Consider the following 18,098-nt stretch of genomic DNA (forward strand, 5'->3'; position numbering starts at 1 on the left):
TCTAAATGGATAACATTGTTTAATTAAAAGGAGCATTATCAAATGCAAGCAAATACATATTTAAAATACGGTTCAATCAAAGGCGAAACTACAGCTGAATCTTTCAAAGATTTAATCACAGTATTATCTTTAGATTGGAACGTAAGCCGTGAAATTAGCGCAGCAACTGGTACAGCAATGGACCGTGAGTCTAGCTCTACTCGTCTTGGCGACGTTACTATCACTAAACTTCAAGATAAAGCATCTCCGGATCTTTTCAAAGAAGCGACAATTGGTAAAGGCTTACCAGCTATTTTCCATATCACTAAACAAGGTGATAAAGTTGAAGAAATCATGAAAATCGAACTTACAGATGCGATGATTTCTAGCTATTCAGTGTCAGTACAAAACGATCGTCCTATCGAAACAATCACTATCAGCTACACAGAAATGATGATGACTGTTACTCCAACAGACGACAAAAATAACATTACTGCTCCACTTGTATACGGTTACAGCGGTGTTAAAGGTCAACAAATGTAATATTTGTTATCTTATAATGGCTCTGGGCTTTTGCTCAGAGCTTTTTTTGATCTTTAGGATGGGAAAGGCAAGGAATGCAAACAGCAACACAAAATAACAACGTAATTCAGATTAGCACCCCTGCTGGTAAAGATGCCCTCTATTTAACTCGTTTTGTTGCCCAAGAGGCAATGTCAGACTTATTTGTTATGTCTGCCAATATGTACACAATTGGCAAGCAAATAGCACATGAAGATTTGGTTGGAAAGCCAGTATCTATTAAGGTAAAAAATGCACAAGGCGGCGGTGAGCGTTACTATCATGGAATAGTAAGCCATTTGGTTTCAAACGGCAGCCGTACAGCTGATGTAGAAGAACAAAAAAACTATATAGATTACCAAGCAACTATCGTCCCGTTTGCAGCATCTATGCGCAACCGTAAAAACAGCCGAATATTCCAAAAGAAAACAATTAAAGAAATATTTGCTGACCTATTTGGCCAACACAATGTTGCCTTTAGCGATAAAACCAGCAAAACATACCCTAAATACGAGTACTGTGTTCAGTACCAAGAGTCAGACTTTGACTTTATTCAACGATTGCTTCAACAAGAAGGTATTTTTTACTTTTTTGAGCATACCAACAGCAACCATACCTTGGTATTAGCTGATGATATTACCGCTTATGAAGTGTGCGACGAAGCAAAGGTAGTTTACTCAACTGGCCATTTAAGCGAATCCCATGTATCACGTTGGCAGGGCGGTTTAAGTATTGCGCCAGGCAGCTTTAAACGCGTTGGTTACGATTTTAAACAGCCATCACGCTACCCAGATGGTGAGCAAGCTAATCCAGAGTTACCGACGCAATCAGTATCAGAAATTTTTGAATACACGGGCGAGCAAGAATGCCACCCGCGCGCAGCTAATTTAGCATCTGTTCAGCTTGAGTCATTACAGCGAGACATGAAGCTTTCTAGTGGTCGTAGTGATTGCCGCTCATTTACAGTGGGTAAACTCTTTAGCTTTAAAAAGCACGAAGACCCACGTCTTGAAGGTAAAACATTTGTTATTACCTCTATGATGACGTCTATAACGGTGCCTAATCAGTCTGGCTCTCAGCAGTCGTCAGTAGAAGAAGTGTACTCGAACCATTTTGAATGCGTACCCAAAGATATACCCTACAGAGCGCAAATAAATAAGAAAAAACCAGTTATAAACGGTGTGCAAACGGCAATCGTAACTGGCGACAGCGCCGATGAAATAATGATTGACCAATATGGTCGCGTAAAAGTGCAATTTGACTGGGACCGAGAAGGTAAAAAAGATTCAAAAAGTTCATGTTGGATCCGTGTTGCGCAAAACTGGGCAGGTAAAAAGTGGGGAGCGTTTTTCTTCCCTCGGGTAGGCCAAGAAGTACTTGTAGACTTTATAAATGGCGACCCAGACCAACCAATTATTAGCGGAGCAGTGTACAACGCAGATTTAATGCCTCCGTATGCACTACCTGGCGAAAAAACACAAAGTGGTATTAAAACACGCTCTACCAAAGAAGGCGGAGCCGATAACTTTAATGAGCTAAGGTTTGAGGATAAAAAAGGCAGCGAGCTGGTTTATATTCAAGCAGAAAAAGATAAGCAGCTTTACGTAAAAAATGACCAAAACGACAAAACAGATCACGACCATAATATTGAAATTGGCAACGATCGAAAAGTTGATATTGGCAATAATGAAACACTAAAAGTGGCTAAAAATCGCAGTGACGATATAGGTGAAAACGACACGTTAAAAGTGGGTAAAACACTTAATATTGAAGCTGGTGATGAAATAGTAATTAAAACAGGCTCTGCACAAATTAAAATGAGCAGCAGCGGTAATATAACTATAGAAGGCACTAATATAGACATTAAAGGCAGTAACGTTAAAGTTGATGGTAGCGCCATTACTTTATCTGCCGGCATGATTAAATTAAATTAGTGCAGTTATGGAAATAATAAATAGCTTTTATACAGGGCATAGAAATGGCATTAATAATAATGGTTACGTTGTATATTGCCGTTACGGTTTGCCGTATTTAATTTGTTTGCCAATAAACAGGCCAGATGATCCATTGCTAAATCCTGCATTAACGCATTTAAAAGCTATGGATGGTTATTATGCTAATCAGTTTTTAAGTAATTTACATAATGCTTTAAATAGTGAAGATACCATAGCTGCTTTATATCAGTACGCATTACAAAGCCCGGTATCAATTTCGGATTATAGTAAGGCAGAATTAGTTGATACCTTATCGGGTTTAGTTTCTCAAAGTAAATTATTAATTATTCCTTTATTTGATTAGTTTTATTGTCAAAAAGTAAATAAGACAAGGAGTCTTTATGGGTAAGCCCGCAGCTACAATTGGTCATATGCATGTATGCCCTAAAACCACAGGTACAGTCCCGCATGTTGGCGGCCCTGTTGTGGTAGGCTCAACTAATGTATTAATAGGTAGCATGCCCGCAGCACGTAAAGGCGATATGTTAGTGTGTGTTGGGCCACCCGACAGCATAAAGTCAGGCTCTGGTAGCGTAAAAATTAACGGTAAACCCGCAGCTCGAATGAGTGATGATAGCTCCCACGGCGGAAAAATTGTTGTTGGTAACCCTACTGTATTAATAGGTGGCTAACCTTGCTGTCTACTTACATAAGTAATCATCAAGCACAATTGCTCTGTATTAGTAAGGCGCAGTGCTGCCCGTTTACTTCTGTAGGTTATGTAAAAACACTTAAAAAAAAGCTGTTAGAAACAACGTGGCTAACCGCTAAAAAAAATAATACTCCTCAACACTTTACACAACCCGATTTAACTTTAATTAATACGTTAGTAACGAGTGAGCAAAGCCTTGATGTGACTGCGCAGGCATGTATAGAGGTTATGGCTAATTTACCGCAAACAATTAACCTGGCTTTTATAAACTCGTTGCTCAACAGCCCATCCCTGCATGACTTAGCAAAGGCTGTTATTTATAAAGTTTTATTACAGCAACACAGCTTTAATTTAATTGCATTAATTGACTTAAACACTATTTATTTTGCATTGGCTAATAGCACCGAACAAGAGGCAACACCAGCCGAAACAGTGGCGCTTATCAGCGCATTCAACCCTAATGCAAACATACAAATACTAAAACATGTGTTTGATGAGCTATGTAAAAGTAAGCTTGTTAATTCACCGTTAATGTCGCTTTTTTTATTATCACTAAGTTGGGAACAAGTAAACGCATTAAGTAATTACGCAAGCAATGTTTTAACACTAGATGACACGTTACATGTGCTATTACAAAGTGGCTATGTAAAGCTAGTGCCCTTAGCGTGTATGTCGTTAAACCAAGTTGAAAACCCATCAGCTATTATTGCCTTAATAAGGCGAATGCTCGGTGATAAGCTTGATTTACTCGTAAGCTATGACATTCAAGTAAATGCATTTAATGCTGAACAACAAGCACTAGTGGCTTTTAAACAGCAATTACAGCAAAACTGGCCTAAATACGAGGAAGAGCTTTGCTTACAAAGGTTTGTAGGTGGCAAATCTCTTAATAAAAGGTTAAACGCAATAGAAATGTCGGCAATGGACTGTTATAGCCAAGCAATATTTAATTTGTATACCTACTACAAATCGATGGCTAAAAATGTAAAAGCAGAGGCGCAAGCATGAAGGCGTTTAATGTAAACGTAAGCTGTTTTTCTACGCCTTTGTCGCAAGACATAGATACACTGCTATATGCAGATACCCCAACTCCACCTAACGGTATTACTTGGCAATCATGGAATGCCTGTATTTATGATTGCATAGTAAAAGCGAAAGAGCTTTTTGCTAAAGTAGAAGACTCAAACTTGCCACTTGTATGGTTATTGCCAGCACTTGCGTACCAAGATGAGCTAAAGCAGCTTTTAGCAAAAAGTTTTAAACAGTTGTTCCCTGAGCATGTAGAGCACTTATTATTTTATGGCGCTGTTGGTGCTAATACGTTAGTGCAGTTGGCGGTACAAAAAAAATGGCATAAGGCAAACGTGATTGCCATTGATGCTACCTATAAAGCCGATAAAAACAATGAGTGGGTATACTTAGGAGTAGGTGGTGCACTTGCGACAATTGAAACGGCTCAAATTGGCTGGATGCAAACTAGTCATGAATTTGCTCCTTCAATAGATTTTATAAAGCACGACCAACTAGGCGGTATATTTTCCAAAATCGCACAGGATAATAAAGACCATATAGATCTTATATTTGCTCCTGGCAACGGCATACATCAGCAAAGTGATGTTTGGCTGACTAATTTACAATTGCTCAGTAATTTAATTAATGAGCATACACATTATGAATTACCTAATTACAAATTAGGGAAAATTGGTGCGCTTGAAGGACTCGTCAATTTATATCAATTGACCTCAAGCCCGGCTATTGTAAATCACTTTAAACACGCGTTAGTGATTTCTCAAGAACAATCAAAATATCAGGCCGCAGCATCATACTTATGGATAAGTGAGGAAGTACACAACTAATGCAAAGTAATACGGTTGTTTTACAAGGAACGAGTTACCCCATTTGCCTAGTTGCTGGCAAAGGCCAAACGCCGTCAGGTTATGCGCCAACTGTGGCAAACACCCCTGAAACGGCTAAACAACAAATAGCTCAAATTGGTGGTGCGTTAACAGGTGACGCTGCCAAACGTCTTGATGTAATTAATTTATTAAATAGTGCTGGCGTTAACTGCCCACGCAGCGCATCAGCTCGCGAAACCGCAAGCGTACTTACCCAGGCCTTAGTAAGTGGCGCAGTAACGTGTTACCACCAAAAAGCAAAGTCTGCCATTCAAGTAAGCGATAATACTAATAGTGGCTCAGCGGGCAAAAAGTCGAGCAATAAATCAAGCTCAACTGCATCAGGTAAAAGCGCATCGCAAGCACCCGCAAAAAACACGGGTGGTGCAAGTAATAACACCGCAAGTGAAGAGCCCATTACAAATCAAGAGTGCCGATCAGATCCAGTTTCAATGCTCTCTGGCGAAGAAATTCTTCCGCTTATCGACTTTACCCTAGCAGGGAGTCGCCAATTAATATGGCGACGTTTGTATCGCTCATCTCATGCTGATGTGTGCACAACAATGGGTAATGGTTGGCGCCATGACTTTATGGCAAGCCTTACAGAGCATTATTTGCCGCCACCAAAAGTGGGTCCTAAACAAAAAGGCACTTACTGGTTAGAGTACCAAGACGAGCACGGCGCTAAACATAAATTTGAAAAGGTGAAACCTGGCCAATCAAGCTATCAGTTAAGTAGTAACCTTGCGCTACATTACCAAACAAATGGTAAGCAAGTACTTGTAACACCAGATGACCAACACCTTACATTTAAACCAGGCGAAAGCGCGTGGCTGCTTGAAAAAATAATTAACGAAAAAGGCCAAAGCATCGCGTTTTATTACGATGCTAAAGAGCGCCTACACCGTATAGAAGTAAACAAAGTACGTGGCTGTATAATTAGCTACAACGCGCAAGGTTTATTAAGCAAAATAGCAGCGTACTGCACCGATAAAAACAACAAACAGCAATTGCTATCACCATTGCTTGCAAGCTACGAGTACGACGAAAACAAAAACCTTGTTCAGTCTACTAATCAGCAAAACGAAACTGAGCGCTACGCCTACAACGCCGCTAACTTATTAACAAAGCGTACCCGAGCCAGTGGCTTTAGCCATCATTTTGAGTGGGATAGCTACTCACCCAGCGCTAAATGTATAAAGCAGTGGGGCGATAACAACACCTATACTTACCAGTTTGAATACAACCTTGAGCGCGGTGAAACAACCTGTATAGACTCTCGAGGCCACAAAGAGCACTTTGTACATAACGCACAAGGTAAATTGGTAAAACATACCGACCCTAACGGCAACGTTTGGCAATATACATACAATGCGCAAGGCCAAAAGCTCAGTGAAATAAAGCCCGATAGCAGCACAACGCGCTATAGCTATACACCTTATGGCCAATTAGAAACAATAACGCAGCCAGATGGTAGCCAAACCCATTTTGCTTACAACCAACTTGGGCAACGTGTATTAACTACCTTACCTGATGGCCAAACCATTACGCGTAAATACAGTGTGGCTGGCTTATTACAAAGCGAAACCTTTGGTGATGGCCGCACCACATTATACAGCTACGATAAGCTCGGCCAGTTAACCCAGCATATTAATAAAAATGGTCAAATCACCAAGTTTATTTGGAACGAGCAAGGCGAGCTTTTAGCAAAACACCATAACGATGAGTTAATACGTTACAGCTACGACAGCCTAGGCCGCGTAAATGCCACACTGAATAACGCAGGCTTACTCACCCAATATAAATACAATGAGCACGGCCAGCTTACACAAACAATTGCCTTTGATGAAAACGAGCCTGAAAATAAACAGCATCAATACTTTATCTACGACGAAGCAGGGCGGTTAATTAGCTCGCAAAACAGCAAAGGCGACACCACCGAGCAACACTTTGAAGGGCTAAGCCAACCGCATTGTGTTATTCAGCCCGATGGCAGCGCACTGCATTTAACGTACGACAAAGAGCGAAACTTAACAGCCATCGAGCGAAGCGACGGCCACGTATACCGCATAAGTTACGACGCGAACGAAAACCCAACACAAATAACAGGGTTTGATGGCACGCTACAGCAGTATAAATACGATGCCTGTAACCGCTTAGCCTCAGTAACACAAAGCAACAAACGCCATGTAAAAATAGAGCGCGACAGCCTTGGCCGCGTAACTGCGCAGCATGCAAGCCTTGCAAGCGACTCACATATCATTAATAACGCCAATTACTACAGCTATAACCTGCAAGGTAAAATTACTCGTGCGCATAATGCACAATCAACCTTAAAGCAGCAGTTTGATAAAGGCGGCAGGCTACTGTGCGCCGAGCAAGTTAATAACCAGCAACAAGCGCATACCTTAAAGTACAGCTACGATGAATACGGCAGAAGGCAAACCCTTACCCTGCCAGATTCAACCACACTTAAATACAGCTACAATCAGTTTGGCCAACTAAGCGGCATTAACTTATTGCAAACCAATAGCAAAGAGGTTGAGCTCGCAGAGCCGCTTGTAACATTAAGCTACGACAGCCAAGGTAATATTAAAACCCAGCAGTTTGGTAACAGCATTACCCTCAATCAACAGTTTGATGTATTTAACCGTTTAACGCAGCAGCAGCTTACTCACCCAGCGCAAGCATTATTCGATACCTGTACGTACAACTACGACAGTATAAACCAGCTGATTGCCCGTAAAAACGAAGGCGTAAGCAGCCAAAACATCAATTTTGAATACAACAGCTTGGGTCAGTTAATAAAACAAACATTGGCAAGCTCAGGTGCTGATACAATCACACACTACCAGTGGGATAGCTTTGGTAACCCGCAAAGCCAAACAGTTAAATCAAACACAAGCGATGCAGACCTTAGAGATACAGGCGAGCAGGGTATAGAACATGATGCAGCCAGTAATAAGCATACAGCCAGTTCTTCTATTGATTTAACACACGCCACGCATAGTGAATACAATGAGTTAGCACCAAACAGTAATGAAAGTAGTAGTAAAAGTAGTAGTAAAAGTAGTAGTAAAAATAGTAGCAACGCTGACTCAGTAGCAAACAATGAAAGTACTAACAACACCACAATAAACAGTGCCACCGACGCCGACCGCCTAATACAATTTGGCGACAGCGACTTTTACTACGACGAGTTTGGTAACCAAATACGCGAAACCGGCAAAGGCATAAAAACCCGCCGTGAATACAATGCATTTAACCAATTAAGTTGTTTTAATAATAACGGCACACTCACGCAATACGACTACGACCCATTAGGCCGCCGTATCGCAAAACACACCGAGCACGGCAAAATTGACTACATTTGGGATAACGACCAGTTAATCGGCGAATGCCAACACGGTGAATATACCTGGTATATCAACCTGCCAAATCAATTTCATCCAGTAGCGCTGATTAAACAAGGTGAGGTGTACTACTACCACCTAGACCAACTGAATACCCCACGTTTTGTAACCAATAACAAAGCAGAAGTCGTATGGGAAAACCAAGCCGATGTGTATGGTTATGAAGAACCAGAAGCCGACTTTAATACAAAAAGCAGCTTCACTCAGCCGATCCGTTTTCAAGGGCAATATTTAGATGAAGAGAGCGGCCTACATTACAATCGCTACCGCTACTACAGCCCCAAACAGCAACGCTTTATAAACCAAGATCCGATTGGTTTAGTGGGTGGAATAAACCATTATCAATATGCGCCAAATCCGGTGAATTGGGTGGATCCGTTTGGGTTGACATGTAAAGACGGTCAAAAGAAAAATGTATTTGCAGGACATGGTTCGATAGATGTTACAAAGCCTGCGACCGTTCCGATGGGAACTAGCTTAACAGTTTATTCATGGGACGGGGCTACAATTACCGATGACTTAGGTAGTAAAATTGAAGATGGTACTGTTTCTAGTGGTGTTTTTAAAAAAGTATACACTGAAGGCGATGTAATCCCAGGGTATATGCTGCATCCAAATTGTGGAAGTTTAAATATATCATCCAATTCAATTCAGGTTACTGAAAGTAAGCATATATCTGAACTGCTCGCTGAGAATATGGGTGAATACCACTGGGCTGCTTGTACTTATATTGATGGGCATGAAAATTCGAATATTATTCATGATGAAGAAGGCATATTTAAAGAAGAGTCAGGTCAGTACTCGCAGCTAAAAGATGGTAAATGGCAGAGCTTAGAGGATGAAGGAGGTAACGATAATACTAGAAATCCAAATAGGCTCTCTGATAATCTAAGAAATGCAGTACCTGCAAGCCTCCCTAAAGCTAAGAAAAAACGTAAAAAATCATTACGTCTGAAGTACCTAGGACGCACGCCTGGTAAAAAATCAAAAACAGGTAAAGAAGTAATTCAAAGACTACGCGATGAAGGTAAGATAAAAAATACGAGAAAAGGCGAGGTTTTCCAAGCAAGTAATAAGAAATGGTACCCTTTATCTGAAGCCGATATGGCGCATGAACCAATGGATGCAGTGAGATATTGGAATACAACTGGACGAAAACATGGAGCTAAATCTAAAGAAGTTCGAGAATGGATGTTGGATTCAAATCATTATACTCTAGACCATTACAGTTTAAATCGCTCCGCGGGAGCCAAATTAAAAGAAGGTTATAAACCCCCTTCAAAATAGGTTTTATATGAAAAGTTTACCGTCAGAATTACATGATGAGATTAATGAGTTATTTATTGAAGCATTTAAAAAGCTTGATGAAAATAAACTAAATGAAGCTCAAAGTATTGCTGAAAAGGCATGGCATTTACTGCCTGTTCCTAAATATGATTGGGATGTTACTATTAGTTTGGTTAGTGATATTTGTGATTTTTATAAGGAGTTAGGTGCTTATGAAAAGTCTCATAAGATTTTGGATGAGCTATTGAACTCAGATCATCTAGATGACTATGATGATGGACCTATATTCTTAAAGGGAGCCATTTATTTTGAGCAAGGTGAGCTAGAGCTAGCAAAAATGTGGTTTGATAAAGCGAATACAATATCTAAAGGGCGCTGCTTTGTTAGTCAGCCGAAGAAGTATAAAACTTTCTATAGTGAGTATAAATAATGGATATTCATGATCAAATAGAGCGGTATTGCGAACAAGGTAATGACTTGTTCGATGAAGATGATTTTTTAGGCGCTATAGCCATTTGGCAAAAAGCGCTTGATTTAATCATTGACCCTGATGAAGATTGGAATGAAGTACTATGGCTCAAAGTTTCGATTGGTGATAGTTTTTACATGATTGATGAATATGAAAAGTCTTTAGACTCTTTATTGGACGCCTTAAATTATCCTGAAGCAAATGAAAATGCATTTATCCACTTTAGAATAGGGCAATGTTATTACCAACTTGGGGATAAAGATAGTAGTAAAAATTCACTGTTAAAAGCTTATATGCTTGCAGGTAAAGAGATTTTTGATGAACATGAAGAAGAAGGGTTGTTTTTTTATGATTTTCTGTCTTCGGAAGTGAACTTATAGGCAAAGTGAGCTGTGCTTAGTGCATGGCTCGGTATTAACAAGGAGCTGTGAGTGATTTCACATAAGCCAAATGATCGTAAAATCAATTTAGATTTAATGAGTACTGAGTTTAAATCAAATTCAGAGAAAGAAACTTTTTTGAAGTGGTTTTTCGATGCTCTAGATAAGGCAGAGGTAATTAATAAAAGACGCCATATAGCAATTTGCCCTATATGTAATGAAAAAAACTTTTTATTACATAAGGAAAATAAAGTCATATCCAAGTATGAGTACAGAATACCCGATGGAGAAATAAATTTTATTGTGGACTCATCCATTCTGCACCTGGTTTCTGTTCACTCCTTAGTGCCGGATCGGTCGCTGATTAAAGCCCTAGAAAATTTGTATTGCAAGTCACCTGAAAGTTAGCTGTTCATTATGGTATGTATAAATATCACAAATTTAACACTCCAAGACGTTGCTTCGTTTACTTTAAAAAACAACCCCAGCAAGCAATTTAAAGGAAAGTGGGGTGATGACTACGTAAGTCGCGCAATGCAATTATGGCGTGGAGTTAAGGAATGTTATTCAAAAAGAGAAGTGTGTAATTTCACTGCGCAAGAGCTTTTATTTGCAATGAGCTACGAATATGCAGTTGCTCCCTACAGCTCTGAAAATAATGACGCTATTGAGTTCTATAAATGGTGTTTTGAAAACTTAAATAAAAAACAAGGATAGGTAATGAATAAAATAAACACGGATGTAAATTATAAAACAATGGCCGGTAATGCACGCTTAGTGATGCTTGGTGAATCTAGCCATAACCCAGCTATTTATAAATTTGAGGCTATTAAAGCACTTAGACAATTGAAAGCTTTTGGGTTTACTCACTTTGCAATCGAAATGCTACCAAGATCTATGCAGGAGAAAATAGATTTTTATCAACGCACTGGTAAAGGCTTTAATGTTATTCAGCAATATTTTAATGATAACTGGAGTTGGGGCTACGGCGTACCAAACAGTTATGGTGAACTAGTTAAAGCGGCTAGAGAGTTAGGATTAAAAATTATTGCTTTGGATTTAACTTTAGATGAAATGGATTTGATTGACGCTTCATGTAGTTACAATAATTCAGTCGCAGGAAATTGTTTTAATAGCCATACAATAAGAAATATGGTTTGGACACAAAATATTAGTAATATTTTAAATACGTCTAAGCAGAATAAAATTATTGCTTTTATGCATAGGTGGCATGCTGTGAGTTCTACTAATTATCAAGAAGGCCTAGACACACTGATAAAAGCGCAAGGTATTTTAAAAATTAAATTTATCGACTTTATTGGTGGGTCAGTTTGTTACTCACAAACTGATTGTAAGGGTTACTCTGATGAAAAAGAAGCGCTTAAGCAAAAGTACTTTTACCGAGAGGGCTTCCCGTTTAAATCAGCAGTAACAACTTATCAGGTTCACTTACCTGAAAATTCAGCTCATATGAAAGGGCTATAATGGTGAAAACAATAGCTACTTTTCTTTTTACTACCGTAATATGTTTTGGTGCGATGGCAGGAACTCTTTTTCCTAACCTTGATATTAATGATCCTAACTTATCGCGAGATAAAGTCATGCGCCAATGTCAAAAAAGCTTAATGTATGCACCTCAAGAGCTTGATGCTTGGTGTGATAAAGCATATAAAATGGGAAATTGGCAAGCTCTGGAGTTAGTAGGCCTTCATACAGGTGATGGAAGCCGCTATATTGCTGAGGCAAAAAAGCATGCTGCAGAAGGCGATCCTGATGGTATCTTAGCTTTAGCTTATGTATATAGCACTGGACGTTTTGTTACTAAAGACTTAGTACAGTCTATAAATCTTTATAATCGTTACCTCACTGAAAATAGCAATAAAGTTAAAGAAAAAATGAGAGTGCAAATGACTCATAAAGATCTTTATTTAATTTACACTGAGCTAGGCGACTTAGAAAAGGCTGCTGCACATAAACGCTTTTTAGATGAAAGTAACTATGAAAAAATCAGAAAAGAAATGTTTGAAAAGCAACTTAAGGATTCGGGCATTTCTTTAGATAATTAAGAAATGAGCATTTACTTAAACTATTTATAATTAGTACAAACCATTAAAGTTATTGCACTTTTAAAGGAGCTATAAACGCCTAAGCTAAGGCGCTATAGAAATGATATGGAACAACAAAACCAGCAAATACTAACTAACCTTGTTTACGATATATACGAAAACCCAACTTTAATAGAAGAGCATCAAGTGCTTATCATGCCCTTATTGAGCGATTTAGTTGCCACTGCACCAGCTGGCTTTGAGGGGATGGCGACGATGATTAATACCCATATTTCTAATGGGTTTAAATTCAAAAACCCTAAAATACAAAAATTTGAACTTGAGTCGGGGCTTTTAAAACTTAAAACATACTTTCAAAAAATAAACCTGTAATACCTACCTCTCTTTTTTATTGAACACCCACATTTTTAATTTTAATGCAGCACAAGTGCTGCATTCGTTTTTCTCATTAAGGATGATGTATGAGCCTTATTACCACGAGTATTTTAATGCTGTTTTTACAGCCTTTATTTGTATATTTAGCTCTTTTTAAAGAGTCTGAGCAAAGTGCCCGAAATCGTTCACTAGATAACGAAGATGCTATGTATCTATTTATAGCGCCAGGGTTAGCTGTATTTTATCCTGATGACTTTTGGCAGGCAGTACTTTATTTAGGAAGTGTATGCCTACTAGGTTTAATGCTTGCCATTATTGTAAAAAGCAAAGCTAAAAAACGATTAACAAGGGATGACGCTATCGGGTTTACAATTGCTAGTTTTTTATTTTTTTGGCTTATAAAATTAATTATCGGTGGGATAGGGTACCTTTTTAGCGAAAATGCCGCGAATGCTTCAGCGGCCGACATAGGCCAGCAAGCTTTTTCATCAACTTCAGGTGAGCTTTTAAACTGGGGGTATTTATATTATCAGTTTTGGCCAACGCTATACTTTTCACTATCTATGCTAACCACTTTAGTTATAAAAATAATTGAAAGCCGGTTTGATAAACATTCAATTTCAGGCTCGCTGTTAATTTTGGGTGCAGTTTTAGCTGGCGTATCACCGTTATTTGGCAATGCTTTTATTTTAGGTGTGATAGCTAACTTTTTTATATTTTTTGTTGTGTGTACGGCATGCATAGAAATTGATAAAAAGAGCGATCCTTCAGCCGGTGCTATTAGTATTATGTATGCTTTTTTGCTTATGGGCGGCATCATGTTTAGTGGCATTGGTAAATTAATATATACGCTATTTTATAATTAGATTAGTGATTGTTTTTTGATTAAAAAACATGCAGTATAATTGTACCTAATTAGACCCCTACTTTTTCAGTATAAATATGGCTGGTGTAATTAATTAGCCATATATATTAAGTAGTTTATAGCTAGGCCTTGGGAGAGAGTTTGCTTTGTTTTTATCGCGCTTAAAAATTTTTGTATTGGTAATAGTCTCTATTGCCGTTGTTTTTTTTACTACATCACAGGCTTGTGCAGATATGTTTGGCTTTTTTAATAAACAAGAATTTTATTTATCGGCTCCAGTAAAAGGGCAGTTATTAGATAATGGGCAGCCAGTTGCAAACACTAAAGTGATGCGCTCACTTACCTATGGCGATGAATACGTTGATGAAACCACAACAGATGAACAGGGTTATTTTACCTTCACAGAAAAAACAATAAAAACAGGTAAACCTTCTAATATGTTTGATAACGACTCGCTGGTTCAACATATTTATTTAGAAAACGGCACGCCAGAAGGGATTGTTTTGTGGTACACACTTGTTTCAATTCATGAAGATAGCGATACACTTAAATCACTTCTTGCGCACTTAGAGTGTGATATTGGCCAAGAACCACAAACTTACGATATTCCAATTAAAGAAGATACAAGCCACACTTTTGCGATATACACATCATGTAAACTTTAACTATTTATTTAAAGGGAACTTATATGAATACTTTGACACCCACTCAAGCCGTACAATTAGCAAACCTTGCTTATAAAGCAAAAAGTATTAAAACCACTAATTTACTCAATCGCACACTTCATGCCTCTTTGCGCGACAATTTTAACTTTTCTGTTAACCCTGGCGCAGTACAAGGGGTAACGGGCAGCTTTTTTTCTCATTTATTTAATTTAAGCACGGGCTTTGCTTTAGTAGGGCATGGGCTTGGCGCGTATGAGGGCGATTCGGTTATAACTATTCGGGGGACTAACTCGCTAAGAGATGGATTAACCGATGGGCACTTTGGTGTGAGTGGTGGGTCAAATGGCAGTATGGTGCATGCTGGTTTTAATAAGACCTTTAATAGTATGAAGCCTGCGCTGCAAGAGTTTATAGCAGCGAATATTCAAGATAAAGTGACGGGTTGCGTTCATTTAGTTGGCCACAGCTTGGGTGGTGCGTTAGCGACGCTTTCTGCTGATTGGATCAAAGCTGAGTATTCACTTCCTGTAAAATTATATACGTTTGGTTCGCCGCGTGTTGGGCTTGAAAACTTTTCTCGCGCAGCAACATCCAGAATCGATAAAATTTATCGCTGTACACATGGGGCTGACCCAGTGGCTAAAGTGCCTTTATGGCCTTTTTCGCATGCTCCGCACAATGGCCAAGAAATACGTTTAGATAGTGGACAAGGTTTAAAAGGTGCTGCTCATACTCTTGCTGGTACGCCTGGCTACTTAAACACTGCCAATAGCAATAATTGGAACAACTTAACTATACAAGCTAATCACTTTTTAAACATGCCTGTGCGTTTAAAATTTGAAGACAGAAATCAAGCATCATTTACCTCACATTGGGCAGATAAACTTGGTGCTGCATTAATTACCCTTTTAAAAGATGCAGGCTATTACAGCGCAGTTGCTGCCCAAGCAGCCATTGGAACCGGTCTCACTTTTTACGATATGTTGGCGCGAACGCTTGATAAAATAGCTAAAGCGTCAGCCTCGTTTGCAACACAAACCTTAGGTTTACTGGGGCATATGTTAGTGTTTGCAGGCAAAGTAATTAGTAAAGCGGTGGAGCTGACTTATAGCTTTATAAAATCTGTATTCGACTCAACCCTAGGCGCTTTATACAGAGCTGCAAGAGAAGGGCTTAGCGGCCTAGATTAACCTTAATTTAAATCTCAATCTCGCTCTAACAAAATAGCACCACTTTGGTTTTCGCCTAAGTGGTCGTTTTTGTTATAAATAGGGCACTTACTCATAGATAAACACCCACAACCAATACAGCCATCTACGCGGTCGCGTAGGCGCTGCATATACGCTATGCGCTCATCAAGCTGTGCTTGCCATTGCTTTGAAAGGGCTGACCAGTCTTTTTGTGTGGGAGTGCGCTGCTCAGGTAATGTGGCCAGGGTGTGTTTTATTTCATCAAGTGTTATTCCCATGGCTTGTGCGGCTTTTATTACCGCTATACGGCGCAGCACATCTTTTTTATAGCGGCGTTGGTTGCCGCTATTTCGCCAACTACGTATGAGTCCTTTTGTTTCGTAAAAGTGTAGGGTTGATACTTTTACGCCGCTGCGCTTAGCGACATAACCTACGGTTAGGTTAGCCTCGGTTAGTTTTTTTTGATCTATTGGCATTGTTTTAAATTTCCGGTTGACCTCAATATAAGTTGAGGTTTTAAGCTTCTTTCAACATTAAAAAAGGAGCTAACTAAATGCAACAAAAACTTAAACGTAGCACTGTTATTATTTACTCAAGCGCACGTAAAAATGGTAATACGCAGGCACACGTTAACAGCTTTGCTGAGCAAAACGATGTAAGGACAATATGTTTAGATGATTATAAAATAGCGCCGTACTGTTATAACAAAAACTATAAAAGCGATGACTTTTATGCTGTATTTGAAGCACTGTTAAAGTATGACCACTGGGTGTTTGCCTCACCCGTTTATTGGTACAGCACCACGGTACAAATGAAGTTATTTATTGATAGAATAACCGACTACATGGACGATGAAGCATTAAAACCAAAATTACGAACGCTGCGTAGTAAGCATTTTTCTGTGCTTTCTAATGCGTCATCAAGTGAAGCGCCTGCGTGTTTTGTAGAGCAATTTAAAAATACGTTTAGTTATTTAGGTATGCAGTTTATTAATCATCACCATAAAAGTACCCAAAAGGTTGCTTAAATTGCAGCCTTTTTTGGTTGTCTCTGGTAGTTTAGTAATACGCTTAAAAACACAGGATTGTTTTATGAAATATTTACTAGGGTTAGTGCTGCTTTTTAGCCCGTTTATTAATGCTAATGAGCAACCAATTAACGGGTTTGGTAATTATTATAATGTACCCGAGCATGACAAAATTAATAGCTCTACGGTATTTAAAATAGCATTTGATGTCGCCGATGGCGCTAAAAAAGGCGAGCAAAATAATTCAATAAATTCGCTAGCGCGTTTTATTAACATGCATGTAGCGCATGGTGTAAAGCTTAAAAACATTCAGCTTGCATTAGTTGTGCACGGCAGCGCTAGTGTTGATGTGTTAGCTAATAGCGAATATAAAAAACGCTTTAGTGATGACAATAAAAACCAAGCGTTAATTGAGCAGCTACTTGCTAATAACACTCAGGTGTATGTGTGTGGGCAATCGGCAACTCATTTTAAAGTAACGCCTGAGTTGCTTATTGATGGCGTAAAAATGTCGCTTTCTGCGATGACCGCGCACGCACAACTTCAACAACAAGGCTATACGATTAATCCATTTTAATGACGCAAATAACAAAAAATATACTCTGCTTTGGCGACTCTAATACGTGGGGTTTAAACCCCGAAACAGGTAAGCGCTATGATGAAAAGACCCGTTGGACGGCGCGGTTACAGCAACAGCTAGGCAGCGGCTTTACCGTAATAGAGTCGGGACAGCCAAACCGTACGCTTGTGAATAACCCGCCTTTTACGGGGGAGCTTAATGGTATTCGCTATTTAAAACCCGATTTGCAGCAACACGCTTTACACACGCTCATTATTGCACTTGGCACTAACGATTTAAAAAAGCGTTTTAACTTAGCCCCAACAGATATAGCCACCGGCCTTACGCATTTTATTGGCTCTATTAAACAATTTTACTCGCCTGCTAATTTACCGAACATAATTGTTATTGGTCCTTTATTTATTAACCCTCAGCATGGGTTAAGCCGTATTTATTTAAATTGTAATCAAAAGTTACAACCCTTAAACGCTCTCTTTAAACGTGTAGCACACGAGCACGCGCTTAATTACGTTGATATATCACACCTTAACGCCCCCCTAGGGAGTGATGGTATACATTTAAATAGCCAAGGCCATAAGCAGCTTAGCGATATACTCAGCCACCTGGTTTTGCAATTATAATGCAAACAAATCAATAAATTAAAAACGTAATTTGCTTTAATTATTTTACAAGCTTGATTGCTTTTATGCCCAGATATGCA

At 39.1% G+C, this 18,098-nt stretch carries 21 protein-coding genes; 20 read left to right on the top strand and 1 reads right to left on the bottom strand.

Features of this window, described 5'->3' with window-relative positions; translation table 11 throughout:
• Positions 1–42: 42 nt before the first annotated feature.
• The 17 genes from PSH54_RS01365 (at position 43) to PSH54_RS01445 (ending at position 15,791) form a co-directional block, all read left to right on the top strand.
• Positions 43–522 carry an Hcp family type VI secretion system effector gene (locus PSH54_RS01365; protein WP_024032870.1) on the top strand — a complete coding sequence of 160 codons (480 nt, stop codon included), beginning with the start codon at positions 43–45 and terminating at the stop codon, positions 520–522.
• 74 nt (positions 523–596) lie between these two features.
• A complete protein-coding gene (locus tag PSH54_RS01370) occupies positions 597–2,474 on the top strand; it encodes a type VI secretion system Vgr family protein (protein WP_064387133.1) in 1,878 nt (625 codons plus the stop codon).
• A 7-nt stretch (positions 2,475–2,481) separates the two neighbouring features.
• A complete protein-coding gene (locus PSH54_RS01375; RefSeq protein ID WP_024032868.1) occupies positions 2,482–2,838 on the top strand; it encodes a hypothetical protein in 357 nt (118 codons plus the stop codon).
• Between the two features lie 37 nt (positions 2,839–2,875).
• On the top strand, positions 2,876–3,166 hold the full coding sequence (locus tag PSH54_RS01380; RefSeq protein WP_273605270.1) for a PAAR domain-containing protein: 291 nt from the start codon (positions 2,876–2,878) through the stop codon (positions 3,164–3,166).
• A gap of 2 nt (positions 3,167–3,168) precedes the next feature.
• Positions 3,169–4,194 carry a hypothetical protein gene (locus PSH54_RS01385; protein WP_273605271.1) on the top strand — a complete coding sequence of 342 codons (1,026 nt, stop codon included), beginning with the start codon at positions 3,169–3,171 and terminating at the stop codon, positions 4,192–4,194.
• Positions 4,191–5,042 carry a hypothetical protein gene (locus PSH54_RS01390; protein ID WP_273605272.1) on the top strand — a complete coding sequence of 284 codons (852 nt, stop codon included), beginning with the start codon at positions 4,191–4,193 and terminating at the stop codon, positions 5,040–5,042. The genes PSH54_RS01385 and PSH54_RS01390 overlap by 4 nt, the downstream gene beginning before the upstream one ends.
• Positions 5,042–9,781, top strand: coding sequence for an RHS repeat-associated core domain-containing protein (locus PSH54_RS01395; protein ID WP_273605273.1), 4,740 nt, complete (start codon positions 5,042–5,044; stop codon positions 9,779–9,781). Before PSH54_RS01390 ends, PSH54_RS01395 begins: the two co-directional genes overlap by 1 nt.
• A gap of 7 nt (positions 9,782–9,788) precedes the next feature.
• Positions 9,789–10,211 carry a hypothetical protein gene (locus tag PSH54_RS01400; RefSeq protein WP_273605274.1) on the top strand — a complete coding sequence of 141 codons (423 nt, stop codon included), beginning with the start codon at positions 9,789–9,791 and terminating at the stop codon, positions 10,209–10,211.
• A complete protein-coding gene (locus PSH54_RS01405; RefSeq protein WP_182719977.1) occupies positions 10,211–10,630 on the top strand; it encodes a tetratricopeptide repeat protein in 420 nt (139 codons plus the stop codon). Before PSH54_RS01400 ends, PSH54_RS01405 begins: the two co-directional genes overlap by 1 nt.
• 51 nt (positions 10,631–10,681) lie before the next feature.
• Positions 10,682–11,038 carry a hypothetical protein gene (locus PSH54_RS01410; RefSeq protein WP_273605275.1) on the top strand — a complete coding sequence of 119 codons (357 nt, stop codon included), beginning with the start codon at positions 10,682–10,684 and terminating at the stop codon, positions 11,036–11,038.
• A 9-nt stretch (positions 11,039–11,047) separates the two neighbouring features.
• Positions 11,048–11,347 (top strand): hypothetical protein, encoded by a 300-nt coding sequence (locus tag PSH54_RS01415; RefSeq protein ID WP_273605276.1) that lies wholly within the window; start codon positions 11,048–11,050, stop codon positions 11,345–11,347.
• Positions 11,348–11,350: 3 nt separating this feature from the next.
• Positions 11,351–12,115 (top strand): ChaN family lipoprotein, encoded by a 765-nt coding sequence (locus tag PSH54_RS01420; RefSeq protein WP_273605277.1) that lies wholly within the window; start codon positions 11,351–11,353, stop codon positions 12,113–12,115.
• Positions 12,115–12,696, top strand: a complete 582-nt coding sequence (locus PSH54_RS01425; protein WP_273605278.1) for a hypothetical protein — start codon at positions 12,115–12,117, stop codon at positions 12,694–12,696. The genes PSH54_RS01420 and PSH54_RS01425 overlap by 1 nt, the downstream gene beginning before the upstream one ends.
• Before the next feature lie 105 nt (positions 12,697–12,801).
• On the top strand, positions 12,802–13,068 hold the full coding sequence (locus PSH54_RS01430; protein WP_273605279.1) for a hypothetical protein: 267 nt from the start codon (positions 12,802–12,804) through the stop codon (positions 13,066–13,068).
• 89 nt (positions 13,069–13,157) lie between these two features.
• A complete protein-coding gene (locus PSH54_RS01435; RefSeq protein WP_273605280.1) occupies positions 13,158–13,937 on the top strand; it encodes a hypothetical protein in 780 nt (259 codons plus the stop codon).
• A 145-nt stretch (positions 13,938–14,082) separates the two neighbouring features.
• A complete protein-coding gene (locus PSH54_RS01440) occupies positions 14,083–14,601 on the top strand; it encodes a DUF6795 domain-containing protein (protein ID WP_273605281.1) in 519 nt (172 codons plus the stop codon).
• A 23-nt stretch (positions 14,602–14,624) separates the two neighbouring features.
• Positions 14,625–15,791, top strand: a complete 1,167-nt coding sequence (locus PSH54_RS01445) for a lipase family protein (protein WP_273605282.1) — start codon at positions 14,625–14,627, stop codon at positions 15,789–15,791.
• Between the two features lie 14 nt (positions 15,792–15,805).
• On the opposite strand, the gene soxR is transcribed toward PSH54_RS01445, so the two are convergent.
• A complete protein-coding gene (gene soxR, locus PSH54_RS01450) occupies positions 15,806–16,267 on the bottom strand; it encodes a redox-sensitive transcriptional activator SoxR (RefSeq protein WP_248461796.1) in 462 nt (153 codons plus the stop codon).
• Between the two features lie 77 nt (positions 16,268–16,344).
• On the opposite strand from soxR, the gene PSH54_RS01455 reads away from it, so the two are divergent.
• From PSH54_RS01455 to PSH54_RS01465, 3 genes are all read left to right on the top strand, one after another.
• Entirely contained in the window at positions 16,345–16,818 is a 474-nt protein-coding gene (locus PSH54_RS01455; RefSeq protein ID WP_096042760.1) for a flavodoxin family protein, read from the top strand.
• A 64-nt stretch (positions 16,819–16,882) separates the two neighbouring features.
• Complete coding sequence (locus tag PSH54_RS01460) at positions 16,883–17,395, top strand: DsrE family protein (RefSeq protein ID WP_273605283.1); 513 nt, start codon at positions 16,883–16,885, stop codon at positions 17,393–17,395.
• Positions 17,395–18,018: a GDSL-type esterase/lipase family protein gene (locus PSH54_RS01465; RefSeq protein WP_036963643.1), complete on the top strand. Its 624-nt coding sequence runs from the start codon at positions 17,395–17,397 to the stop codon at positions 18,016–18,018. The genes PSH54_RS01460 and PSH54_RS01465 overlap by 1 nt, the downstream gene beginning before the upstream one ends.
• The last annotated feature ends 80 nt before the right edge of the window (positions 18,019–18,098 follow it).

The organism is Pseudoalteromonas sp. Angola-30 (assembly GCF_028599215.1).
Classification (GTDB): domain Bacteria; phylum Pseudomonadota; class Gammaproteobacteria; order Enterobacterales; family Alteromonadaceae; genus Pseudoalteromonas; species Pseudoalteromonas atlantica.